General features: G+C 32.6%; 20 protein-coding genes. 6 read left to right on the top strand and 14 right to left on the bottom strand.

Features of this window, described 5'->3' with window-relative positions:
• Window positions 1-5 precede the first annotated feature (5 nt).
• Window positions 6-617: a CDP-alcohol phosphatidyltransferase family protein gene (locus KFE69_05635; protein ID UTW43571.1), complete on the top strand. Its 612-nt coding sequence runs from the start codon at window positions 6-8 to the stop codon at window positions 615-617.
• On the opposite strand, the gene KFE69_05630 is transcribed toward KFE69_05635, so the two are convergent.
• The gene (locus KFE69_05630) at window positions 614-3,928 is read right to left on the bottom strand and encodes a hypothetical protein (protein ID UTW43570.1); all 3,315 of its coding nucleotides are present in this window, start codon (window positions 3,926-3,928) and stop codon (window positions 614-616) included. The genes KFE69_05635 and KFE69_05630 overlap by 4 nt on opposite strands.
• 179 nt (window positions 3,929-4,107) lie before the next feature.
• Between KFE69_05630 and KFE69_05625 the strand changes: the two genes are divergently transcribed.
• A complete protein-coding gene (locus tag KFE69_05625) occupies window positions 4,108-5,988 on the top strand; it encodes a tetratricopeptide repeat protein (GenBank protein ID UTW43569.1) in 1,881 nt (626 codons plus the stop codon).
• A gap of 68 nt (window positions 5,989-6,056) precedes the next feature.
• On the opposite strand, the gene KFE69_05620 is transcribed toward KFE69_05625, so the two are convergent.
• The 3 genes from KFE69_05620 to KFE69_05610 all read right to left on the bottom strand — a co-directional run bounded on the left by KFE69_05620 (window position 6,057) and on the right by KFE69_05610 (window position 8,166).
• Window positions 6,057-7,295, bottom strand: a complete 1,239-nt coding sequence (locus tag KFE69_05620; GenBank protein UTW43568.1) for a hypothetical protein — start codon at window positions 7,293-7,295, stop codon at window positions 6,057-6,059.
• A 116-nt stretch (window positions 7,296-7,411) separates the two neighbouring features.
• Complete coding sequence (locus tag KFE69_05615; GenBank protein ID UTW43567.1) at window positions 7,412-7,723, bottom strand: RnfH family protein; 312 nt, start codon at window positions 7,721-7,723, stop codon at window positions 7,412-7,414.
• Window positions 7,724-7,725: 2 nt separating this feature from the next.
• The gene (locus KFE69_05610; protein UTW43566.1) at window positions 7,726-8,166 is read right to left on the bottom strand and encodes a type II toxin-antitoxin system RatA family toxin; all 441 of its coding nucleotides are present in this window, start codon (window positions 8,164-8,166) and stop codon (window positions 7,726-7,728) included.
• A 97-nt stretch (window positions 8,167-8,263) separates the two neighbouring features.
• Between KFE69_05610 and smpB the strand changes: the two genes are divergently transcribed.
• Window positions 8,264-8,740 (top strand): SsrA-binding protein SmpB, encoded by a 477-nt coding sequence (gene smpB, locus KFE69_05605; protein ID UTW43565.1) that lies wholly within the window; start codon window positions 8,264-8,266, stop codon window positions 8,738-8,740.
• A 2-nt stretch (window positions 8,741-8,742) separates the two neighbouring features.
• Window positions 8,743-10,107 carry an adenylosuccinate lyase gene (gene purB / locus KFE69_05600; protein ID UTW43564.1) on the top strand — a complete coding sequence of 455 codons (1,365 nt, stop codon included), beginning with the start codon at window positions 8,743-8,745 and terminating at the stop codon, window positions 10,105-10,107.
• A gap of 40 nt (window positions 10,108-10,147) precedes the next feature.
• Here the strand turns inward: purB and KFE69_05595 are convergent, their stop codons facing one another.
• The 7 genes from KFE69_05595 to KFE69_05565 form a co-directional block, all read right to left on the bottom strand.
• A complete protein-coding gene (locus KFE69_05595; GenBank protein ID UTW43563.1) occupies window positions 10,148-10,774 on the bottom strand; it encodes a type IVB secretion system apparatus protein IcmL/DotI in 627 nt (208 codons plus the stop codon).
• Between the two features lie 68 nt (window positions 10,775-10,842).
• Window positions 10,843-11,274 (bottom strand): hypothetical protein, encoded by a 432-nt coding sequence (locus KFE69_05590; GenBank protein UTW43562.1) that lies wholly within the window; start codon window positions 11,272-11,274, stop codon window positions 10,843-10,845.
• Between the two features lie 21 nt (window positions 11,275-11,295).
• Complete coding sequence (locus KFE69_05585) at window positions 11,296-14,295, bottom strand: ATP-binding protein (GenBank protein ID UTW43561.1); 3,000 nt, start codon at window positions 14,293-14,295, stop codon at window positions 11,296-11,298.
• Between the two features lie 81 nt (window positions 14,296-14,376).
• On the bottom strand, window positions 14,377-15,165 hold the full coding sequence (locus KFE69_05580; protein ID UTW43560.1) for a hypothetical protein: 789 nt from the start codon (window positions 15,163-15,165) through the stop codon (window positions 14,377-14,379).
• 18 nt (window positions 15,166-15,183) lie between these two features.
• Window positions 15,184-16,494: a DotG/IcmE/VirB10 family protein gene (locus tag KFE69_05575; protein ID UTW44018.1), complete on the bottom strand. Its 1,311-nt coding sequence runs from the start codon at window positions 16,492-16,494 to the stop codon at window positions 15,184-15,186.
• Between the two features lie 122 nt (window positions 16,495-16,616).
• Window positions 16,617-17,489 (bottom strand): hypothetical protein, encoded by an 873-nt coding sequence (locus KFE69_05570; GenBank protein ID UTW43559.1) that lies wholly within the window; start codon window positions 17,487-17,489, stop codon window positions 16,617-16,619.
• 266 nt (window positions 17,490-17,755) lie between these two features.
• On the bottom strand, window positions 17,756-18,643 hold the full coding sequence (locus KFE69_05565; GenBank protein ID UTW43558.1) for a TrbG/VirB9 family P-type conjugative transfer protein: 888 nt from the start codon (window positions 18,641-18,643) through the stop codon (window positions 17,756-17,758).
• Window positions 18,644-18,831: 188 nt separating this feature from the next.
• Here KFE69_05565 and KFE69_05560 point away from each other — a divergent pair, with 188 nt between their 5' ends.
• A complete protein-coding gene (locus tag KFE69_05560) occupies window positions 18,832-19,200 on the top strand; it encodes a winged helix-turn-helix transcriptional regulator (protein UTW43557.1) in 369 nt (122 codons plus the stop codon).
• The gene (locus tag KFE69_05555; GenBank protein ID UTW43556.1) at window positions 19,193-21,376 is read left to right on the top strand and encodes a heavy metal translocating P-type ATPase; all 2,184 of its coding nucleotides are present in this window, start codon (window positions 19,193-19,195) and stop codon (window positions 21,374-21,376) included. Before KFE69_05560 ends, KFE69_05555 begins: the two co-directional genes overlap by 8 nt.
• A gap of 15 nt (window positions 21,377-21,391) precedes the next feature.
• Here the strand turns inward: KFE69_05555 and KFE69_05550 are convergent, their stop codons facing one another.
• The 3 genes from KFE69_05550 to KFE69_05540 form a co-directional block, all read right to left on the bottom strand.
• Window positions 21,392-23,404 carry a hypothetical protein gene (locus tag KFE69_05550; GenBank protein UTW43555.1) on the bottom strand — a complete coding sequence of 671 codons (2,013 nt, stop codon included), beginning with the start codon at window positions 23,402-23,404 and terminating at the stop codon, window positions 21,392-21,394.
• Window positions 23,405-23,647: 243 nt separating this feature from the next.
• Window positions 23,648-24,178, bottom strand: coding sequence for a hypothetical protein (locus KFE69_05545; protein UTW43554.1), 531 nt, complete (start codon window positions 24,176-24,178; stop codon window positions 23,648-23,650).
• 118 nt (window positions 24,179-24,296) lie between these two features.
• Window positions 24,297-25,562 (bottom strand): cysteine desulfurase-like protein, encoded by a 1,266-nt coding sequence (locus tag KFE69_05540; protein ID UTW43553.1) that lies wholly within the window; start codon window positions 25,560-25,562, stop codon window positions 24,297-24,299.
• Window positions 25,563-25,598 lie beyond the last annotated feature (36 nt).

The raw sequence follows: 25,598 nt of genomic DNA, 5'->3' as shown, positions 1-25,598 counted from the left end.
CCACTATGTTAGAACAATCTGTTAGAAAACCATATCAAAAACTTTTTGTTGACTGGGTTGCTTATCAATTAAGTGGTAAAGTTCACCCGATCACAATTACCTTTTTATCATTATTAACTGGCTTTATTTCTGCTATATCTATTTTTTTAAATCTACCTTTTGTTGCTATCATTTTTCTACTTATATCTGGGTATTTAGATACCCTAGATGGTACATTGGCTAGAGTTAGTAAAACGCAAAGTGATTTAGGCTGTATTTTAGATATTATGACAGACCGGATGGTAGAGATTATGATTATCTTAAGCTTATGTTTCTATCATGTAGAAACAAGAGCATTACCTGGACTATTAATGCTTGCTTCTATTATTTTATGTATTAGTGCTTTTTTGGTCATTGGGATTTTTACTACCAATAGAGCCAACCAAGGAAAAAGTTTTTTTTATAGCCAAGGACTAATGGAAAGAGCTGAGACTTTTATCTTTTTTATTATTATGATTAGCATTCCTAGCTTATTTATTCCACTTGCGTATTTATTTTCATTATTAGTAATAATCACAGCTTTTTTGCATATTTTTCGCTTCTTTCTATGGAGCAAAAGTCACCAAACAAAGGCTTAAGCACTTAGCTCTGTCTTAGCAATACCCATAATCGTCCCAACATAGATTGTATTATTCATTTCTAGTACACTATTAACACGATTACTACCTAAACCATTGCTCGTTAATTTATTCATCCAAGTAGTACCACCATCAGTTGAGATTGAAAGACCACTGTTAGACTCTACATGCTGAGAACCTTTTTTATTAATTCCCAAATAAATTGTATTGTCATCACTTGTAACATAAATACTTTGAATATTATTACCAATAAGACCACTACTTGTCGTTATAGGGTCATCAAATGATAATATACCCCTATTTTTCTTATGACCAATATATAAGCCATTAATAGTACCTACATAAATTGTTTGGCCATCATTTGATACTTCTATCGTATTGACTTGATAATCACCTAAATCATTCGCTTTTTTAAATACTACTGCAGAATTAATTGATGAATAAAACCCATCATTAGTAGCAACATAAATTGTTTTTCCATCATTTGAGACATAAATACTATTAATCTGTTTATTTGTTAGCATACCCGTATGATCAGCAACTGGATTAAATTGACTACCTGTTGAATCAGTTGAAACGAATAGACCTTTATCAGTTCCAGCATAAATACTGCCATCAGTTACATAAATACTATCAATTACATTACTACCTAAACCATTGGCCTTCGTTATTTTAGGATTAAACTGATTTGCACCTTTAGGTAAAATAGACAAACCATTTTTAGTACCTGCATAAATTACACCATTTTTTACATAAATAGTTCTAATATAATTATCAGCTAAACCATCTTCAGTTGTATAAGTAGCCCAGTTTTTTCCTGTATCACTAGAAACTGACAAACCGCTAATTGTTGCTGCATAAAGTACACTATTCTCATTAACTAACTGATTAATATTGTTATTTGCCAATCCATTTAAGTTTTGAACAGTATTTTTAAATATTACTTTATGCAGTTTTACAGAATTCAGTAATTTAGAATAAGAAAAGCCACCTGTTGTTGCCACATAAATTTTATGATTTTCCACAAATACTGACTTTACTTTATTGCTTCCAAGTCCATTAACTACTGTAAAATTATGCCATTTCTGCATATTTACATGATTAGCAATTGATGAAATTGAAAGACCACCGTCGGTTGCTAAATAGATTAACTTATTTTTAACAAAAATATCTCGAATGGTATTATTTACAATGCCATTATTCACTTTATTGATTGTATGATAATGGTTACCACCATCGTTAGAGACAGATAATCCATTCACTGTTCCAACATAAATAACTCCATTATGAACTAATAGCCCTTTAATTGTTGTTGAGGCTAATGTATCACCATCTTGACCATTTTCTAGATTAAAAGCATTACCACTACTATCTTGTGAAATATATAAGCCACCTTTAGATGCTACATAAATAATTCCACTTTCATCAACATAAATATTTGATACAAGGTTAGGCACGCCTGTTTTTGACTGCCAACTACTGCCATTATCATAAGATATTGCAAATGACTTACCTGCACCATTACCTGTACCAATATAGACTGTATCAATTGGCTGTCCATTATTGTCATTAGTTACTACATAAATAGCAGAAATAATTCCACCAACACCTGTATCCTTTGCTTTTATCCAAGTTTGACCATAATCATGAGAGACCACAAGACCACTATAAGTACCAACATAAATGTTTTTACCACCTTGGGTTACAAATAATGCCCGAATTTTATTTAGACTAAGGCCATTAGCTGTTGTTAGATCAACCCAAGTTTTACCATTATCTTTTGAGATGGCTAAACCACCAGCATTGGTACCTGCATAAATCACACCATTTGGTAAAACAAATGAAGTGATTACATAATTATCTGGTAAACCTTGATGGAAACGTTGGCTATTTTGAGGTGTTGTATAATATTCAGGATAATTATCAACCGTCAATGGCTTATGCTGTGTTAATGTACCATCCCCACTAACATTAATCATTGTATCTGTATAAGCTGGTTGCGTAATATTACCTGGGTTATAGTCTAAATCATACTGACATGACGCACCTTGAGTTAATGTCATACTATCTTGGCATGTACTTGTGCCAGTATTAACCGTTAGATTTTCTAAAGCAGGTGTTGTTGTTAGTTTTAAATTATTAATATCGTAATTACCATTATTAGTTACATTAACTGTAATATGCTTTTGAATATTACTATTCGTTGTAATATGCTTATTTGATAAACTAACTGTTAGGTAATTTGGTTTTACAACATCCACTGAAACTTGATTTGATTGATTAAAGTTATCACCTGTTACTGATAAATTATATGTTCCTTGCGGCGTAGCAGTTTTATTTAATTCAATGCTACAAGCACTTAATGGTGCTAAATTCTTTGTACAAGTATTATTACTTATCTGAATTTCTGAATCAGATGGTGTCATTTCTATATTATGCGCTGCAACTGGTGATGCATTAATAATATAAACTTTTTTAGATTCACCTGAATTTAATGTGATATTTCTAGGCCATACCTTAACAATCGGTCTAATCACTGAAATTTGAGCAGCCATTGCTTGAATATGGTTGCTTGTATTAATCATTTGATAATTAACTGACTTAGTAAACGTATGTTCATTATTAGCTAAAACACCAACTGAACAAGTTTGTCCATTCTCTAATGTACCGTTACAATGCGAATCAAATAATATTTCTGGGTCATTTGAAGTAAAAATATCTTTGCTCACATCTACATCAGTACCTGTACTATTTTCAACAATAATTTTTTGTGTTTTTGAATTTGTTGCGCCACTACCAATAACAGTTGGGTATTTATTCGTTAATGACTCTACTTTAAATGACTCATCTGAAAGCTGTGTATCTTGGCCATTAACTGAGCCACTAATATAGTATGACACTGACTGACCAACATAATCATTATCTTTTGGTGTTACAGCAATCTGACATAATTGATCTGTTGTTAATGCATTACATGCAGATGAATAATTAACGATAAAATGATCAGCCTGTGATGGCGTTACAAAATTAAGCTGTATATTATCAGCTTGAGCATTTGGTGTTGGAGTCGTGCCGACTTGCAGACTAGTTGCTGTTTCAGCCAAATCTACATCTATTATATAATCTGATGCAACAACGGCTACATCTGAAGTATGGCTATCTTCTAATGTATAAGTAACATTATTTGTTGGTTGGCCATGATCATTATTATCTGGATCAGAAGATCCATTAATATCACTATGACACCCATAAAGCATAAATGATAAAGATAATACACAAGATAAGCCTAGCCTATTTATATTAATAAACATTTGCAATCCCCTAAAGTGCTGTAATTATAAAGTTTGTGTTGTTGTTCACACGACAATTTATCAGACATATAATAGATATCAATATTAAAAGTAATATTTTTATTGTATTTTTATTTTTTTGCTAATTAGATATTTGTTCTATACTTTTATGTATAATATTAAAATGTAGGGTTTAAAAATTGAATGATATATCTTATGCCTTGAAATTGTATGAAAAAGGTCACATCGAAAAAGCAAAAAAATCCTGTTTAAAAATATTAAAAAAAGAACCTAATAATTATAATGCTAATTACCTAGTTGGCATTATTTATCAATTGCTAAATAAGTATCAAAAATCTGAGTCTTTTATTAAAAAAGCAATACAAGCTAATCCTGAAATTGCAGATATTTACTTTCAACTTGCCAATGTACAAAGAGAACAAAATAAAATAGATGAAGCTATTGCTAACTACAAAAAAGCAACTGAACTTAATCCAAACTATGCAGAGGCCTATAGTAACTTAGGTGGGCTTCTACATCAAAAGCAACACTATAATGAAGCAATTACTAGCTATAAAAAAGCCATTGACATAAATCCAGGGCATGTTAGTGCATATTCAAATCTTGGCGTTACTTTAAGAAAATTAGGTGAATATGACCAAGCCATTTCAAACTATAAAAAAGCATTATTGCTTAACCCATTAAATGCGAATACTCATTTTAATTTAGGTAATCTCTTTAATGAACAATCTAATTATGAAGAAGCAGTTTCTGCTTATAATAATGCACTTAAACATAACCCTAATTACGTTGAAGCTTATTCAAATTTAGGTAATATTTATAAAGATATGAACAATTTTGATCAGGCTAAAAAGTTTTATGAAAAAGCTTTAGAAATAAACCCTGATTATATTGAAGCTTATACAAACTTAGGTAGTTTATACCATGAACTAGGTCAATATGAACAAGCTATTGATATCTTTGAAGCTATTATTGAAAAAAATCCAGATAATGAAGAAGTATATTGTAATCTTGGTGGTACATTACATGAATGCGGTTATATTGAAGAAGCTATTATATATTATGAAAAAGCGCTTGAAATTAATCCAGATTATGCCGATGCACATGCAAACTACGCATTTGTCTTACTAAGTAAATTAGAATTTGAGAAAGGTTGGCGAAAATATAAATACCGACATATCAAAAAAAGCAAAGATAAAGACAAAGCACTTAAACAACTAAAAGCATCTAACAAAATCGATTCAAACCAACTTGAATTTAAAAATAAAGTTGTTTATTTAAGACATGAGCAAGGCTTTGGTGATATGTTTATGAGTTCACGATTCATACAATACTTGTTAGACAAAAATGCTAAAGTGATAGTCTATCTTAATCGTCACCCCCAGTTACATAGACTTTTTAAGCTATCTTTTCCAAATGCTCAATTTATTACTGAGCCTTTAGAAGAACACTGTGATTATAGTATCCCTATGATGGATACTGCAGGCGTTCTTGGTATTAATCAAAATAATATGCCCTTTACTTCATCTTATCTTAAATGCGATATAGAGCTACAAAACAAATATAAAAAGAAATACTTTGATAATGATCAGTTTAAAATTGGTATTGTTTGGGCAGGAGGCCAATCCTACGGCAATAATAAAATTAGATCCTTACATCTAAATGAGTTTCTTGAAAATTTTAAACTTCCAGAAAACTGTCAACTCTACTCGTTTCAAAAAGATTTATCTGATAATGACAAGCAATTACTTGATCAGCATAGTATTACTGATATTGGCCAATATATGGATGATTTTCTTGATACTGCTTCATTATTAAAAAATCTAGATGTACTTATTTCAGTGGATACAGCACAAGCACATCTTGCATCAGCCTTAGGCCTTAAAACTTTAATTTTATTATCTTCTTATCAAATTGAATGGCGCTGGGGGGTTTGTAAAAAATCTAAAACAAGCTACTGGTACGATGCTACTGAATTAATCTGGCAAATAGAGAAAGGAAATTGGCATAGTATATTCAATAACTTAAATCGTCGAGTCAATGAGTTATCTAAAAAATAATCTATATTTCAAAAATAAAGGCACTTACGACGCCTCTACATTTACATCAGAATAAAATGATGAGCTTCTCATCTTAAATACTCATCAATTTTATTTTCTAGTAGCTTCATTTTTCTTAGAACCAAACCTCTATAATTTGCCACTGCAAGCTTATCATTTTGAAACATTTGATTTTGAGGATAATGATAACCATATACATCTAACAACATTGAACGAAATTTACCAGCTAAAAGGCCATCAACATCCGGTTGCTCTAAATAACCAATTTGATCAGCACTGGTCATCGCACATATTAAAGGATGTAGTCTTGTTGAAAAAACCTGTTTATATTTATTAATTTGTTGAATTGTACGATCTAATGGTAAATTTTTTAAGATTTCATCACCTACCTTTAAGACACCTTCTTCTGATGCATTAACCATAGGAAACTCACTAATTAACCAATCACCTAAATGCTCAACTTGATTCGCATAATCTCCATAAATAAGCACATCTTCTTTATAACGTGCAAACCAAAAGTCTAGATATTTAAATAGTTCTTTAATATTTTTTTGTGAAATTTTTTCTCTATATTGCGTCCCAAATATGCCAATTGATTTTTTTGCATGCCTTACTAAAGTAATTAACTCATCTGTTAAAATCGGTTCAAAAATGCTATTGCCAATCCCAATAATAACTAAATCATATTTTACTTTTAAATTGGCACTAAACGGTTTAAATGTAGCGTATTCAACAAATGCATTTGATGGTAAAATTTTAGTTAAGCAATGAGCTCCAAGCCTATCACCAAAATTACCAATGTTATTATAAGATACAACTAAAACTTTCTTTTTAGGGCGTTGCTTTAAAAGTGGCTTAGAGGAAACCAAAAATAAAGACTCATGATTACTAATTTTTAATTCTTTTTGAAGATAAAGACCATTATGTTGAAAAAGTTTTAATAAATCCATTTTTTTTAAATGATTATGCCAACCTAATTTAATTCGTGACTCATCACTCATACCATCTGCAAACTGATAGGATATTAAAAGATCTTTTTTATAAGCTGTAAGCCTTGCAATTGCTTGAGGTAAATCATCTAAATATTCCCAACAATCAAGCCCTGCGATTAAATTATAATTTTGACTGATATCTGGTAATACATTGTTATTTGCTAAATTAAAGTAACTATGCTGGCAACCAAATGGTAATTGATCTTTAAGATTTGTATCACTTAAACCTAATTCAAAAACATGTGAACCTGCTGGTATAAGACAAGAAGCAGCCTTTAGTCTTCTTTGCACATATTCACTATTTGATTTATCCATTTATCTTCATTCCATTGATATTCAACTAGATACTTTAACAAATAATACTCATTTTGTTAGTTTAGTTGATTTGTCAATTTGCTTCCATAAATAGCGCATCAAACATTATGATTAACTTAAGCACCAAATTGATTTAACTTTTTCTCCTTGCGCTTTTTTTCTGCTCGAATACGCCTTGCTTCCATTGGATCAATGGTTAAAAGACGGTAAATTTCAATTCGATCACCAGCATTTACAAGATCATCTAACTGTTTTTTCTTTGAAAAAATACCAACGATTAGTTCATCCAATTCTAATTCAGCAATATCATTTAAAATGTCAGAAGTTAAAATTATTTCTCTAATGGTCATACCATCTTTAAACATTACGCTAATTACATACTGAATCTTAGGCAATGCATAACAAACTTCTACACACTTAGAAGACATAATTAAGCTTTACCACCGTATACTTCATCAGCACGCTTACAAAATGCATCTAGCATTGTATTGGCAATATTATTAAACACCATACCAACAGTCATTGCCATAAATGGATTAGAAAATTCAAACTCCATGGTAAAATTAACTGTACATGAGTGATCATCAATTTCATTAAATTGCCATAGACCATAAAGTTTTTTAAATGGCCCTTCTAATAGTTCCAATGTCATTTCTTTATTTTTTTTCAAGCGATTTCTCGTTGCAAACGATTTCTCAAAGCCCCCTTTTGCAACATATAACTTACCCTCAACTAAGTCATCAGTACGCTTTAAAACTTCTGCTTTTGAACACCAAGGTAGAAACTCAGAATACGCTTCAATATCATTAACTAAATTAAACATCGCTTCTGCTGAATAAGAAACAGTTGCACTTTTTTCAACTTTACTCATCTTTTTTCTCTATTTTTATTCTGTATTGTTTGAATCAAATCATGCTAAAATCGGTGCCATTGTAGCAAATTATCTGCTTATAGGAAAACATTTAGCAATGAAAAAAAAGAAATCCAATCATAGTGACTCTACGATTGCACTAAATCGTAAAGCTCGCCATGACTACATACTAGAAGATAAATACGAAGCAGGTATTGTCCTAAAGGGGTGGGAAATTAAAAGTATACGCCAAGGCCGGGTACAAATATCTGATAGTCACGTTATTGTTAGAAAAGGTGAGGTTTGGCTATTAAATGCATTAATTACACCACTTCATAGTGCCTCAACTCATGTAGTAGCTGATCCATCGGCAACAAGAAAATTACTACTTAATCGACGTGAAATTAATAAATTAATTGGTGGTGTTGAAAAAGAAGGTTACACCATTGTACCTTTAGCAATGTACTTTAAAGGTAGTCGAGTCAAAGTTGAAATTGCCTTAGCTAAAGGTAAAAAATTACATGATAAACGCTCCAGCAGCAAAGAAAGAGATTGGCAGCGTGAAAAAGAACGCATATTTAAAAAACAGAGGTAATTATGTCAGATACAACTATTTTTTCTATTTCACCTATTGATGGACGATACCAATCCAAAGTAGCTTCTTTAAATAAAATCACATCTGAATATGGGCTTATTTATTATCGTACCTTAATTGAAATTCGCTGGTTTATTGAACTTTCTAATCATACTGATATTAAGGAATTACCTAAATTTAGTAATGATGAAGTTAAGTTTTTAAATGACATTATCAACAATTTTAATCAAGATGATGCATTAACTGTAAAACATATTGAAAAAACAACTAATCATGACGTTAAAGCAGTTGAATATTTAATTAAAGAAAAACTATCAAAAAACGAACATTTAAATCAACTAGGTGAGTTTATTCATTTTGCTTGTACATCAGAAGATATCAATAACTTATCTTATGCATTAATGCTTAAAGACACCATTAAAACAGTCAAGCCTTATTTAGTAGATATCTTAACTACTTTACAGCAATTAGCCCATAGGTATGCTGAAATTCCATTGTTATCAAAAACACATGGTCAACCAGCATCACCATCCACTTTAGGTAAAGAGTTTGCCAATATTTATGCACGCCTAAACCGCCAATTAAAACAAATTGATAAAGTAGAATATCTAGGCAAAATTAATGGTGCTGTTGGAAACTTTAATGCACATATCAGTGCTTATCCCGAAATTAATTGGCCACAATTTGCAACCGAGTTTGTTGAAAGTTTAGGGCTTAGCTATAACCCTTATACAACACAAATTGAACCACATGATTATATTGCTGAAGTTTTAGATTTGTTCGTACGTATTCACACAATTTTAATCGATTTTTCTCGTGATATTTGGGGATATATTTCTTTTAATTACTTCAAACAAAAAACGATTGAAGGTGAAGTTGGATCATCAACTATGCCACATAAAGTTAACCCAATTGATTTTGAAAATGCTGAAGGAAACCTAGGTATTGCCAATGCTATGATGACACATTTAGCTCAAAAACTACCTATATCCCGTTTTCAAAGAGACTTAACTGACTCTACAGTGCTACGTAATATTGGCGTTGGGTTTGCACATGGATTAATTGCTTATCAAGCATTACTTAAAGGCATAAACAAATTAGAGGTTAACCAAAATATTCTATTAAATGATTTAAACAGTAATATTGAAGTTTTGGGAGAAGCTGTTCAAACAGTAATGCGCCGTTATGGTATTGAAAAACCTTATGAAAAACTGAAAGCCTTAACAAGAGGTAAACGATTAAATATAGAAGATATGAGAGCCTTTATTAGCCAATTGAATATACCAAGTAACGCGAAGGTACAGCTATTTGAACTACTACCTGAAACTTATACAGGACTTGCCAAAGATTTAGCTAAAGAAATATAAGCAAACAATATAACTACAATAAATAGAACAGTCGTTCTACTTATTTACTAGTATACGGTTGTTCAACAACCTGAGATATTCCTAATAACTCACCACTTTCTGTATTTGAATTCTTCATAATTGTAAGTGATAAGATAAACTGATTAGTTTGCTCTTTTTTACCTTGCTGGAAGTTAATCATTACAGGCACTTGAACTTTCCACGCCATAACACCATTAACTGAACCTTTCGCAGTTACAACAGGTACATCTTGTAATGTTGCACGCGTAACTAATTTATCTTTAACAATTTGATCCAATACACTTTTAAACGCAGTCGAATAACTATTCCAACCATAGTTAGTAAAATATTTATTAATATCATTTAATTGTGAGCGATAATTTAAGAAATCTAACACATATAGTTTTGGTACAACTTGCGAAACCCAAGATACGACCATTGCATCTGTAATTTGTGCAGTTTTAGTACCTTGTAATTGAAGTAAGCGACCATTTTCAGTAACTGCAAAATAGCTAGACTGTGGCTTAGACGCTATTGTAAACATTAAACCTACAAATAATACAACATTTAATATACAACTAATTAATAAAACTGTTGTTATACGTTTAAAGTTCTGTTTAAAAAAATCATTACGCTTAATAATTTGGGTTAATACATCTTCAGCCATAAACATCACCTTGGTTTTGTTTTTTTAATTCTATTACCATAATTCTAACTCTAATTTTAAACTATTTACTATATTACTTCTTCTAATGCTTCATTTACTGCCTCTAAACGCTCTTGCGAAAAAACGCGAGATAACATCTGAGCACGCTCAAACAAACGATTACGCTCTGCAAAAAAAGTAACTGCGCCATCAGATTTATTTGCCTCCATATAGCCAAATAATTCACCAAAATAATTTGCATTATGCTTATGCAACTGATGAATAAAGTAAGCCATATAAGCTAAAGGCATTTCATTACATAAACTAATTAAGTTACGGCCATTATCTTCGTTAAAGCTGCAATTATAGTATGATTTAGCAATCTCCTCTAAATCAGTTTCAAAATTGATGACATCGCCATAGCGCTTACCTTCAATATGTTCAATATTTGTCAGCAAATTATTTAAAACTGGGTTATGAAATGATCCCCAGTAACGAACTACATCATCTTTAAAAGACATATCACTACCCTTTTACCTTATTTACATCATTTGCTGTCTTAAACTAAATTGCTGCTTACGGAAATACTCTGTAACCATCTCATCAATAATCTCATTACAAAATACACGTACATTCTTATCTGGATTATCTTTACTCATCACTTCAATATATTCAGCTGCACTACCACTTGGGAAACGGTAGGCTAACAATTGACGAGCTTGAACAGGATCAATCCGATCATATAAAGAATCACGAATATAAGCATCTTCTAATGTCGTATTTAACGCCCATAGCTCTACAGCACCTAATGTTGCTGTTAAAAGCTGTGTATTTGAACCTTTTTTAGTTGCAAACTGTGCAATAAATGTTGCCCCTTTACTACTTGGGCCATGTACTCTAGTTCTTAATGCTAAGCGTTCAGTATCTGTTAGACCAAATGTATGACATGTTTCGTCAATTGCTTTTTGTGGGCCTGCATCTAAAATAAATACAGATGTTGCAAACTCAAGCATTAAAGGATCAAAATCTTGTAATGACTGTGAAGCCAATGAAATTTGTACTTTCCACTTTCTTCCCTCACGCATATCACGTAAAACTTGTTCTCTTACTGCTGTACTTTTTGCTGTTCTATGGAACTCATCAAATACAAGACGCTTTGGCTCATTTGCCATTTGACGAAAACGTTCAGCATGATAAGGACGATAAACTTCTGGAAATGATTTTAATTCATCCAAACCTGTAAAGAAGTGTTGTGCAATTACATGACGTGCCAACATATAAGCAATCGATGTTTGTTTATTTGCAGTTTCACTACCACCATGTGCTACATCATTTAAGTCAATTGAAATAATACGTGATGATGAAACAAATAAATTAGTGATATCTACTAATGATGGGAAATTACGAATCACACTTGATATTAAACGACAATAGGCAGTGATATAATCTTCACCTGTTGACATTGTCACACCACCATATAAATCTTTAATAGCATAGTGGTGAGCCATTGATACTGTATCAGCAATATTAGGCATAGCATAACACTGTGCTAATTGAGCTAACCTGTATTCTTGATGTGCAAATAATTTATCAACAATATCCCACCAAGATTTAAAAGTTTCCCCTGGTGCGACTTCATTAATTTTCTGGTCAATATCGTTATTTAAACCCGGTGTATATGGTTTTGGTTGCTGATCATCACTGTATTGCTTATAAGTCTCATCAATGATCATACTAATCATACCAGCCATACCTTCAGGTAGGCTATCATCAACATTATCCAATACTAAGGCACTAACAAAGTTAACTAAGAAAATTCTATGCGCACTTGTTGGGTATCTTGCACCCAGTATGGTATCAAAAGGATTAACTGCATCTTCTTTTGACATTTTCATTCGGTGGTACATAGCAGTATGACGTTGATCTTCAGGCAAAGCTTGTTGTAATAAACTAACAAAGCCTTTTGATGATGGCCCAATATCAATCATTGCAATATAAGGTATATTATCTAAACCTTTAGATAAACAAACACCTAGGTTGATTGAGTTCAATAATACAGATTTACCAGAGCCTGAACGAGCATATATCAAATCAATCCAACTAACTTGTTGCGAAGATCCTGGTTGAAATGGCCATATTTTTCCATCAGGTGATCTAAATAATAAAGCACCATCTTCCCATGGTGAAGCCGGTCTAACTGTAGGTAGCATTCTTACGACATCAGATAATGGTGCAGCTGAAGCAGGAATTGCATTACTGCGAACTAATGATAAAGCCGATGACGCTGTTGCAGCAAATGGATCTCCAAATATATCACTTACTTCTGCACCACCCCAACCTTGAATTACTTTATATAATCTTGAAGAACGTTCTCTTAACAGAGTTTCTTTATCTGCTGGTGCCCATGTAGCAAAACAAATAGATATTTTAATCACTGGGTCATCACTCGACTCATCGATTTGTTTTAAAAGGCGATTAGCCTCTACAATTAATTTATTCTGAGATGAAGTAAATGTCAAAAATTGAGCTAATATTGCCTTAGTTTTAACAATACTCATCCCCTTAGCATTAATCGAATAAGAAATCCGCCACGGCATACCAGATTCTTTTAAGCGTCTAAATAATTCATAAAATGGCTTTACATCTTTAGGGTATAAATCAATAAACATTGGCGCATAAATGTTATCACCAAATTTTGATATTTTTAAGTCTTCATTTTCTGCTGGACGTGCAAAAATTTGCTCATCTAATGGTGTCCAAAGATAAGGAGATAAATCTTTATATTCTTTCTCTGATAATTTAAAAGGTAGACGATCACCAGGCAATGATGGTGTCCAAGTTGGATCTGTATTATCTGGATCAACAGTTTTTCTAATTTCTCGAACCGCTGTATGTACATCCAATAGTTTCACATATAAGCCAGTATAGTTTAAATCTTCCATTAAACTATCAACTAACGATTGGTGAATATTTCTAATTTCTGGCAATACACTAAACAAACGCTGTGCTTTTTTTGCATGTGATAATTTTGCTTTTCTAATACGATCACTATGTGCTTTGGCAGCCTGATTATAAGCGACTTTTGCTAGAACTTTTGTACTTGTCCAAATAACAATAAAACAACTTTCAGTTGAACAGAATTTCTTTAACGCCTGTTTTCTTGACTCAAAAATATCATCAATTTTAAGGCCTATTCTCTCAGCTGATTTTTTTGCCGGCTCAAGTGATTTTTCAATCTCTTCTTCAATTGAGTTTGGGTCATAAGAAAAGAAAAATTGTAAGGTATGTCCTTCAATATTAAAAACAGGTTGCAATGCATCTGTGATACGCGAACTAATAAAATTAAATTCATCAAAGGATACAAATCGATGGAAGCCATCCAAACGGATAATCGAAGCTAAAGAGCCATCTTTTGCAACTAAAACATTTTTACTATCAGCACTTTCTAAGTCGCAATATGCATTAATTGATTGCTTGCCATACATGCTAATCCAAGCAAACAATTCCTCAATCGAATTATAAATACCCTTCACTAAAGCCATTGTGCATTCCTGATTTGTTATTATTTATGTTATTATAAAATGCGTTTTTTTGTTTAGTTAAATTTTTGAATAAATTACGATTCATTCAAAAACATAACCTGAACTAGTATAAACTTTATTATTCTCACTATCAATTTTAGTAACACTTCCGTAACCTTGCAATTGACTACCAACAGTTACAGCAATTGTACTACCTTTAGAATTCTGCAACCACGCTCTATTAGGCATTACAGCAGATAGTTGTAAAGGATCAGCCATATTTGTACGCTCGGCTTGTAACATTGCTAATTGTTGACTGACACTAGCTAGGCTTGTTTGAAGGTTAGCCATATGCTTCACTTGTGAGTTAGCACGATCAATACCTTGCTGAACATCACGCACAGCTTTAGATAACTCTTGAATTGTTTTTGTCATCTGCACTTGATGTTGAGCAATTTGTTTTTGTTGATCATTTAGCTGCTTCATACCTTCAGAAACATAATGTGCTTCAGCTTTTAAGTTTTGAGCTACTTCATTTAAAGCTTTTTGAGTATCTGACTGCATTTTAGCTACTGATGCATTCATAACCTGATTAGAAGTATCTTGTACTTGCACTTGCTGAACTTTAGGTTTTGCAACCGGTGCAAAGCTTTGCTCTAGTACACTTGGCTTAGGCGCAGCTTTCTTAGGCTTAGATGGCGAAATCATCCCATAAAACATATAGATAGCAAATAAAATAGCGATACCACCTACACCATAGATTACCCATGATGAATTAAATTCCAAACCCTTTTTCTTCTTCGGTTGGTTTTCAGCCGAATCATGTGTTTGAGTTGCAGTCGATTGCGTATTTGACTCTACTGCATCATTTTCAAAATCGTAATTTTCCATCGTTATCTCCGAACTTTATTAATTGTTATAATTTTGATTTGATTGCCCTTGGCTATAAGCACTAGCACTATTATAGTTATTTGAACCACCCGTATTTGTATAAGAAGAGTTTGTCGTACTTGATGGATTACGACTTGATGTGTTATATGATGGTCTGTCATCAGGAAGTGAGTTAGAATTAGAAGATGGTTCATCAACACCTAAAACACCTTTTACATTACTATTGGCGCTGCCAGTCATTGTAACATCTGACATGAATAGGATACCAACACCAGTACCTTGGTCTAAGGTTACAGTTGGTGGACGATTGAAGTTTTTACCCATTGCATCCGCTAGTGCTGTACCAACTTGCCCAAAGCCAGAGTAAATACCATCTCTAACACTTGTTTGGAACTGATCACCATTGATAATACAGAAGCTACCTTCTGGGCAGTCTGTTGATGATGAATTACTAGTTGTATTACTAAAGTAAGTACCAAACCCTTGCAAAAATGCCGAACCAAGCAAACCACCCCAACGTGTTAGATAGTGATTATCTACATCAGAAGCAAGTGCAGTCTGAGCTGTTCTTGAATCAATTGCATAAGCATTGATACCAATACTTTTACCCATTGATGGCATCGACATCATACTAAATTGAATAACCAAGCGATCTTCTTCACGCTTAAAGCTACCAAGTAATTTAGTACCCTTATATGGACCTGTAACAATTGTTGCAAGTACAGGAGTACCCGCCTGATCACTATTAACTGCCGTATCAATCACAGCAAATAATATTGAACCTGCTTTAATCATAACTGGGCCTTGACCTGGTCCAAAACCATTACCAGGACCGTTGGAATCTTGTTCAGCTTCAACTGTTTGAGCTTGATAGCCCTCTCCCCAAGCTTTTACTAAATCTTTTAAGCTTTCAGACATTTGTTTTTCATATTCACTTTGAAGTTTTGGATTAACATAGCCAGTATAATTATTACCGCTATTATTACTGTTAGAACCATCCCCAGAATAGCCAGTATAGCCACTACCTGCTGCAGCAGATTGTTTAGGTTTATTCGCTTCTTTATTTTCATAAAAGCTTTTTGGGTCCATACTTTTGTTATCCGCAGAACTAGAGCTACCTGAGCTACTACTATTTCCAGCATTTGCATTTTTATCTTTTGAATCTGAAAAAGAAAAAATACTTGCCATATAACTTTTACCAGATTGTTGTGCATTCTCACGTGCATCTTGCTGATGCTTATCAGCTAAGTCCTGATACTGTTGATCTGCAGCATCAACTTTTACCGTCTGATTTGGGCTAATATTAATACTAGCTGACTTTGATGGCATTACAGGCGCTTTACTTTTATCTAGTAATAAATTTGCGCCGACAATAAATACGACAACCGCTCCAGAGATAAAGATTAAGACTCTACCTCGAGGACTTTTCCAAATTTTACCTAATATTTTTTTCATGAGCCTGTCCCCACTGATGTAATAGTTACATGCTCAACCTGATCATTATTACTGAGAATAAGATAAGGTGTTTGAGAAATTTCATATGCATTCATTTTGACCATACCATTATCTTGTGCTCTAGCTGTCCATGCAGGTGAAACTAAAGTAGCTGGTGTTAAAACTAAATAGCTACCATTATATCGCCAAACTTGCACATCAGTTGCTCCGGAAACTCCCATCGCAACTGCACCTTGTGGCGGAAGGCCTGACAATAAGTCTGTTAAATATTTAGGTGCTTGGCTAACTGCCTCTGCTAACGCACTACCAGTTGGGCTTTTAGCTTGAACTCGAATATAGTCCATATAATCCCATTTATCTTGTCCTGTTAATAACGTTACCATAACTGGTATTTGCAAGCCTTGAAGCATTACTGCCATATTTGTTTGCTTAAAAGGTTTAAGCCCTTGGATCATAAGGACACCACCTTTTTTCTGCCACATTACATTATAACTTTTGGAATCACCAATACTATATTGAGTAATTGGCCAAACTTTACCATTAGCATCTGTAAATACAACTGATGTAATCATGCCAACACCAATACGCACAACTGGCGGGACAAAACGTTTAGTTGGGTCAAGGTTAACTAATAAGGTACGAGTAGAGCTTTCTTGATCACTTGTTCCAGGAGCAGCAGAAGATGCTTTTTGACGTTCAGCGATTAAGCTTTTAACTGCCTCTATTTGATCAGGCGTCAATGGAAATGCCTGATTAGTCATATTAGAAAATGCAGCATCTTTCGTCATATCTTTTTGATTTGTTGCAGCATAAGATTGCGCAAAGACGCCTAAGTATAAACAGGCGCACAGAAGGACGATTCTTTTCAAAAGCCAAACCCCTTAATCACAGCACTTCGTGAATCTTTAAATCGTTTATTTGTTTTTATTGTTATTTTTTAGCTCTTACACAATAACGAGTTTTTTTATAACAACCAATGAATCTTTAAGGTAATTTTGTAATATTACTCTGCAAAATGAAAAAAATAAAATAAAAAATCAAAAAATAACTAATTGTTTTACAATAAATTTTACAAATATTTACTCTCAAAAAACACTGTAATATTTTAAATCAAAAATAAACAAAATAATAATAATTAAAAATGATAACCTACCCCAATTTGTAAAGAAATGTTACTGAATAAACCACCTGCTTTGAACATATAATTAGTGCTTAAATCAATAGAAAATTTAGGTGTAATTAAATAACCCATAGCTAGGCCTAATTCAGGCTGAAGTCCTGATTTGGACGTTTTCTCATCTGTTGATTTGTCAGTCCATTCGTCTTTCGAATATCCAAGGCCTGTTGTTGCTGATAAATAGATGCCATTAAAAAAGAGATAACTTCCTTTAGCATATAAGTCAGCACCATACTTTTGAAGCGATTTATGTTCAGAAGAAGTTGCTCCTGTACTTGGTATAAAATAGCCGCCAAGTCCTAAACCAAATAACCAGTGCCTAGATAAAGCCCAGTTATATTCGAATGCTAACTTAGAAGAAAATGAAGAGAATGTAGCGCTGTCATTTTGCCCAATACCTGCAAATAAATAAATAATTGGCCCTTGATAATATTTAGCAAGATATTTTGGCGGTGGTGCAATATATTGGTGTGGTTTTTTTGTATTTGTTACAACTACAGTATTACCACTTTCAACCAACTTAATTGAACTTACATTTTGATTAATCACCAAGTAATTATGATGCCAATACCAAGTAGGAATACCTTGATTATTATTTAAAGGTTTAACATAAATTTGTGGCATATTACGTGCATTAACTTTTGGTGGAAATTCAATATAAGTTTCTTTACCATCATTAAATACACTTAACGGATACCAGTTTGGTTTAGCTCCTTTTTGTGGATCTATTTGATAATCAAAATTCATTTCATCTAATGATAATGAATGCGCTAGAGCCAAATTAAATGTATTGGCAAATACAATACAAAATAAACCACAGATTATAATGACTACTTTTTGCACCATTCCATTTCTTCCTTACTTATTTCTGCCTTGATACAAACTTCCTAATAAAGTATGGGATGAACTTAAGCATGACGCAAGAATTAATAACTATTTAAGATGAAATTTGCAATCTAAATGATTTCAAGATACAATCATTATATCGTCATTTCGTCAAATAACGAAATATTTAAACATAATGAGGGTTTTCTATGAAATTAGCTGATATTGTAGATTTTCAAAAAGCACTAGGTGATGAAACACGTATCCGAGTTTTAATGGCTATTTATCAGCATGAATTATGCTTATGCCATTTAGCTTACTGTTTTAATCTGGCTAACTCAACACTTTCCAAACATCTTGATATTTTAAGGAAAAATGGACTTATTCATAAACGCAAGGCTGGTCGATATCATTATTTTTATTTCAATGATGCCTATAAGGCACAATTGAAATGGTTACTTACGGCACTTACGGATGACCCAATTATCACTGCAGATCATAATGCAGTTATTTCAATGACAAAAGAAAATTTAGAGCATTTACCCGAAGTGCATGCCAAGGAGTGTTCACATGAGTAATACACTTAATTTTAAAGTCTACGGCCTAGATTGTGTTGAAGAAGTTGGCATTATTAAACGCGCATTAAATAAAAAGATTAGTGAAGATCAGCTTCAATTTGACCTTTTAAATGGCAAATTAATCATTAATCTAAACGATCATAGTACAATTAAGTCAAAAGAAGTAATTACCTTAATTAAACAATCAGGCTTAAAAGCTCTTTTATGGCAAGATCACATCACATCTAAAGACCAGCCACAAAGCCCTATCAAGCGACACTTAAAATTGATTACAACAATTTTAAGCGGGCTAGCTATTTTATCAGCTTACTTTATTCATGCAGTAATGCACGGCCCACTACACGCATTAATTGTAGGTGAATCAGGCGCAACTGAAACTTTTCCTGTCATCTCTCAAGCACTCTATTTAGTGGCTATTATATTTGGTAGTTGGTTTGTTTTTCCAAAAGCCTATGCTGCATTAAAGCGATTAGATGCTGATATGAATTTATTAATGGTAATTGCCATTATTTGTGCTGTTCTAATTGGGCAGTGGTTTGAAGCCTCCGTTGTCAGCTTTTTATTTGCTTTTTCATTATTACTTGAATCATGGAGTGTTGGTAATGCTCGAAATGCCATTACAAAGTTAATGAGCCTAACGCCTGACACTGCAGAAGTCTATTGTTGTCATGATAAACAATTTGAAACTAAACCATTAAATGAAATTAATACAAGCAGCCGAATACTAATAAAGCCAGGCGAACGAATTCCTTTAGATGGTATTATCTTAAAAGGAGAAGGCTTTGTTAACCAAGCACCAATTACTGGTGAATCAATGCCAATTGAAAAAACACAAGGTGATACACTCTATGCTGGCAGCATCAATGGTAATAGTGCGATTGAAATGAAAACAACAAAACGAGCAGAAGAGTCATCCATTGCCAAAATAATCAGTGCCATTGAGCATGCACAATCTAAACGATCAAACTCTGAAAAATGGGTTGATCGTTTTGCTCGTATTTATACACCTGTTATGATTATATTAGCTATATTTGTTGCACTTGTACCACCACTTTTATTTGGCGGTAACTGGCATAACTGGATTTATGAGGCACTCGTCATACTCGTAATCGCTTGTCCTTGTGCTTTAGTAATCTCAACACCAATCTCTATTGTATCTTCACTAGCAAGAGCAGCAAGAAATGGTGTATTAATTAAAGGTGGTACATTTATTGAGATACCCGCTAAATTAAAAGCAATTGCATTTGATAAAACTGGCACACTAACCGAAGGCAAACCGCAAGTACAACAAGTCATTGCTTGTAATGGATCAACTGAAGAAGCATTAATACAAATTGCTGTAACACTAGAAGCTAACACGGACCATCCAATTGCTCAAGCAATTACACAATATGCGCAATCGAGATCAATTTCCACACTCATTAGCGATGATGTTAAGGTATTACAAGGTAAAGGTGCTATTGGCAAAATTAATGGTATTAATTACTGGCTTGGCAGTCATATATTAAGCCATGAAAAAAAGTTATGTGAAAATGCTCAAACACATGCACAAGCTGTTGCACTTGAAGATGAAGGCAATACCTTAGTTTTTGTAGGTAATGATGAAAAAACAATTGGTCTTATTGCAATACAAGATGCATTAAAAGAGAATATTCAATCAACATTAAAGTCACTAAAAGCACTTGGTATCGAACAAACTGTTATGTTAACCGGTGATAATAAAGGCACAGCCAATGCTTTAGGTAAACAAAGTGGTGTTAATCAAATTCATGCTGAATTATTGCCAGAAGAAAAAGTAGCACAAGTTGAGAGCCTAGTGAAAACTTATGATTCAGTTGCTATGATTGGTGATGGTATTAATGATGCACCAGCTCTAGCAACCTCAAACCTTGGTATTGCAATGGGTGCTATTGGCAGTGATATTGCCATTGAAACGGCTGATGTTGCTTTAATGAGTGATGATCTCGATAAGTTGCCTTGGTTAATCCGCCATTCAAAAAGAACGATGCGCATTATCAAACAAAATATTACTTTTGCAATTGCAATTAAAGCATTATTTATTATTCTGGCACTATTTGAAGTTGCTACTTTATGGATGGCAATTGCAGCCGATATGGGCGCAACATTAATTGTCATTATGAATGCTTTGAGATTATTGAAAACAAAAGATGATTAGAATAAATATAAGCTACTATAATAGCTGACATTCTTTAAGATTATCTTGCACCACTGAGTCCCGAATTGCATCATAGCATATTGATGGAGGCTCAGATGATGCAGTTACGCCAGATGGCTCATAGAAACCGGATAAAGGTGAGACTTGTTTATATGGTATACCAGAATACTTATCAAAAGATGGCTCAACTACATCATTTGACGTATCAACAACATACCTTTCTTCAGGCGCGCTATAACTAACTATTTCATCTGGCATAAAACCATAAAACGTTATTAATTCAGCACCACTATATAAAGCAGCCCCCTCCTGACCATCTCTATTTTTTACTACACTACTTGAAGGTGTTTCACTTCTACCAACATATTCATGATCTTCAAAAACATCAATTGGGCTAACTTTAAGTTTAAATAAATAGATATCTCTATCATCAGGATTTTTAATACCGGTAAAATTCTCATCAGCTGCAACACCTAAGCATACACGACGATCAAATGAGCTTGAAACAAATGGATCAGATGCTTTAATCTCATCTATCAAATGAAGTCGACGTTCTCTATGTTTATTACATAATACATTTAACGCGCCTTTAAATGTCGATAAATTCTCAAGTTGATTTGATATAGACTCCTGTTTTGTTTCATTTTGCTTTATTGTTTGATTTAATTGATTTAACTCTTTCTGTAAATGTAATATTTTATCTGGATTCTCTACAAAATCTATTATAAAATCTAGTTTTTCGACAGTACTTTTGGAACTTGGATGCTCTACTTGACGACTTAGTTGAGCTTTTTTAATTAATAACTGTTCATGTTCATGCTTTAAAAGCTCTAACTCATTTATTAGTTGCTGTGGAGCACCATCTCCAAATTTTAAAGGATCCAATTTTGCAATATTTTTTGAAAATTCATCTTTCAATTCAATAAGCTGACTATTTAATAATGAACATTCTTTAGTTAATTTACGTGCTGCTAGGCTATTCTTTCTTTGTGTTTCATCACATTTCTTCTGACGTTTTTTAGATCTTTTATTATCTTTCTTAAGCGTCTCAATTTGAGTATTATAAGACTCTATTAATTCTGTATGACTAGAATTTTTACTATCAAGTTCAGATAATTTTCGTTTAAGTTGACGAATTGTTTTATCATTCTTTTTCATCTTTTTACCTAAAGACGTGCTTTGTTCAGATAATTCACTATTAACTTTTCTAATATCATCACGTTGTAATTGAAATTCTTTGAGCTTAGATTGTAAATCGTCTCTATGACTAAAAAACTGTTCTTGTAACTTTGTAACATATTGATACATTTTTGGAAAATTTTGTTTAAATACATGCGATCGTATTGATAGCTCTTTCTGTTTACTTTGATCAAGAACATCATCAAATGAATCAAGTGGCCTTTCTTGAAGTGAGTTAACTGTATAAATATCGGAAGGTATAATTCTACCTAATTTATATTTAGTTGCAGCTAAATGACATCCCATTTTATAATCTAAAGGAGTAGATACTAATGATGACATATCTAATTCATTGCGATTGAAACCTTTAATATTAGGGTCTGTAATATTATCACCATGAACTCGACATATTGCTGACATTGAGCCATTATTTAAATTATCTTCAGCAACACTCTCAGGTACACTCATACTACGATATAATGTAATTGGCTTTAAAGTTTTTTTATAAGTTTCTCTTAATTCCCATATACTGTCAGCATTATTAACAGCTCCTTCATTTATTTCGCACCAACGGACAAATTTATCAAAATTAGAAGGTGCACATAAACCTGGATCAACTAATAAATCAGTAAATGTATCAAACTTTTTACCATGACACATGCTATCTAATCCATCCAGTTTTTTAAAAACTTCCTCTCCCCTCGCATTTCCATAACGCTGTTTAGCTAATTCTAAGCGCTCTTTAGGAGTATCTCCTAAATATTGAACTAAACCTTTATATAACTCTACTCTAGATTTAACTGATCTTAAAAATTTATCACCCAGTTTATTCGATAACTGTCTTGGCATGATGCAACTCCCATAGTTTTTAATAAAAAGATTATGTATGAGGAATATTCGAAATTTAATAATTGAGAATACAACCCTATGCAAAAATAATCAGTATCATAGTATTATTTTCAAACTGAATATTATTTGATTTTTTTAGTGTAGAATACTTAAATAAAATAAAAAATTTTCAGTTGAAGAAAAGCATTTAGACCTCGTCTACATACATGAAAATTAGTTAATAAAATAATTCATTTTTACAATTTATATTAACTCATCATTAATCATGTAATTCTGAATTATTGACTGTTGAATTGTATTGTAAAATAAAGATACAGTATGATGATCTGCACAAGAGCTTTCAGCAGAATATTCATGTGCTAATTGTATAATCGAAACTGGAAAATTGTTATTAAATAATACTTCATTCATAGCTTGATGAGCATTTTGATCATCAACTATTATTTTTTTAATTTTTTGATCTAAAATATTAAAAACGCTATGTACATCACTAGCCTTAATTTCATATACGCCCCACATTTTATTTTTATAACCAAGCTCAGTTGCTAGCCCATCATCCATTAACTCTATCTCATCAGCAGTGTAATCAAGTCGATGAGGAGCAAAAAACACTCTATACTGAGATAACATTTGTGCTTCAAAAAATAGAGCATCTGGACCAGTAAATTTAAAAGAGCTATTTTGATTAACCGTTGGTGAAAATTCACTATTATTATGATTATTTTTAAATTTTTCTCTTATAGAACGTAGAATATCAACCTTTTTCCTTGGCATTTTAAAACTTCCATTTGCTTAGTTTGCTATAAGCATATTTTAGTTATCTAAGTAAGCAACACAACATAGAAAAAACATAAATATCTATGTTATATCAAACAGTTCATTTCTAAAAACACTAAGCCATTGCAACAGTTAGTGCTGATTTTTCAGGTAGGTAAATCGCTTCAAATGTTGAGATGAGATACTCTATCTCTTCTAATGTATTATAATGCGCAAAACCAACGCGTACAACGCCACCTTGTGTTTGTAATTTAAAACGCTCAATAAATTTCGGCGCATTAAAGTGCCCATAATGCGCAAAAAAACCATTGTCATTAAGTATTTTTGCAATATCTAAAGCAGAGTATCCTTTAAAAGACAAAGCAAAAGTAGGCGTTCGTAGTGCTGCTTGATTAGGTTGGTCTATACCATAAACTTTAATCTGGTTAAATGACTCTATTCTTGACAGAAAATATTGTTTTAGTCTTAATTCATACTGATTAATTGCTTCCATACTTGTTTTAAGTGCATTTTTAGTAATTTTATCACTACCAGCTAAGGACGCTAGATAACTCATTGTTCCTTCTAACCCTGCAATGGCTTCATAGTTTTGAGTACCAGTCTCCCAGCATGAAGGACTATCATAATCGACACCTGAAATTTTATATGCTGTTAGATTATCCATATAAATCCTTTTACCATATAAAATACCAATATGAGGGCCATAAAACTTATAAGCAGAACAAGCTAAAAAATCACAATCAAGTGCTTGTACATCAATTGCTTGATGTGCCATAACTTGTGTGGCATCAACAAATACTAAAGTATTATTTTGATGTGCTAATTCAATAATCTCTTTCAACTGGGGCATACTGCCATTGACATTAGAAGCAGCTGTAATGGCTAATAATTTTGTTTTAGGTGTTAGAAGTTTTGCTAATGTTTCTATATTTAACGAACACATATCCGTTTCAAAATGCCATGTATAAACATCAACTTCTTTTTCTTTAGCTGCCATTTTCCAAGGTGTGATATTCGCCTCATGATCTAAGTCTGTTACTATAATCTCATCGCCTGGTGCCCAGGTATTAGCCAAAGCTCTTGAAAATGCAAACGTTAATGACGTCATATTTTGCCCAAAGCATATTTCATTTTTACTGGATGCATTTAAAAACAATTGAATGGCTTTTCGTGTATTTTCAACTAATAAATCCGTTTTTAGTGCAGTTTTATAAATGCCTTTAGTACCTGCAACGCCTGATTTGAGATAATTTGTCATTCTATTAATAACAATATCAGGTATTTGTGTACCTGAAGGAGCATCAAAAAAAGTTGCTGGAACCCCATGATCATTCTGACTTAAAGCCGGAAAATGACTTCTTACTTTTGCAATATCTAACATAAGCTCCCTCTTCAATTTATAACTATTCCATCTTCT

The organism is bacterium SCSIO 12844 (genome assembly GCA_024397935.1).
Classification (GTDB): Bacteria; Pseudomonadota; Gammaproteobacteria; order Francisellales; family Francisellaceae; genus M0027.
This window is presented reverse-complemented; position numbering and strand designations above follow the sequence as displayed.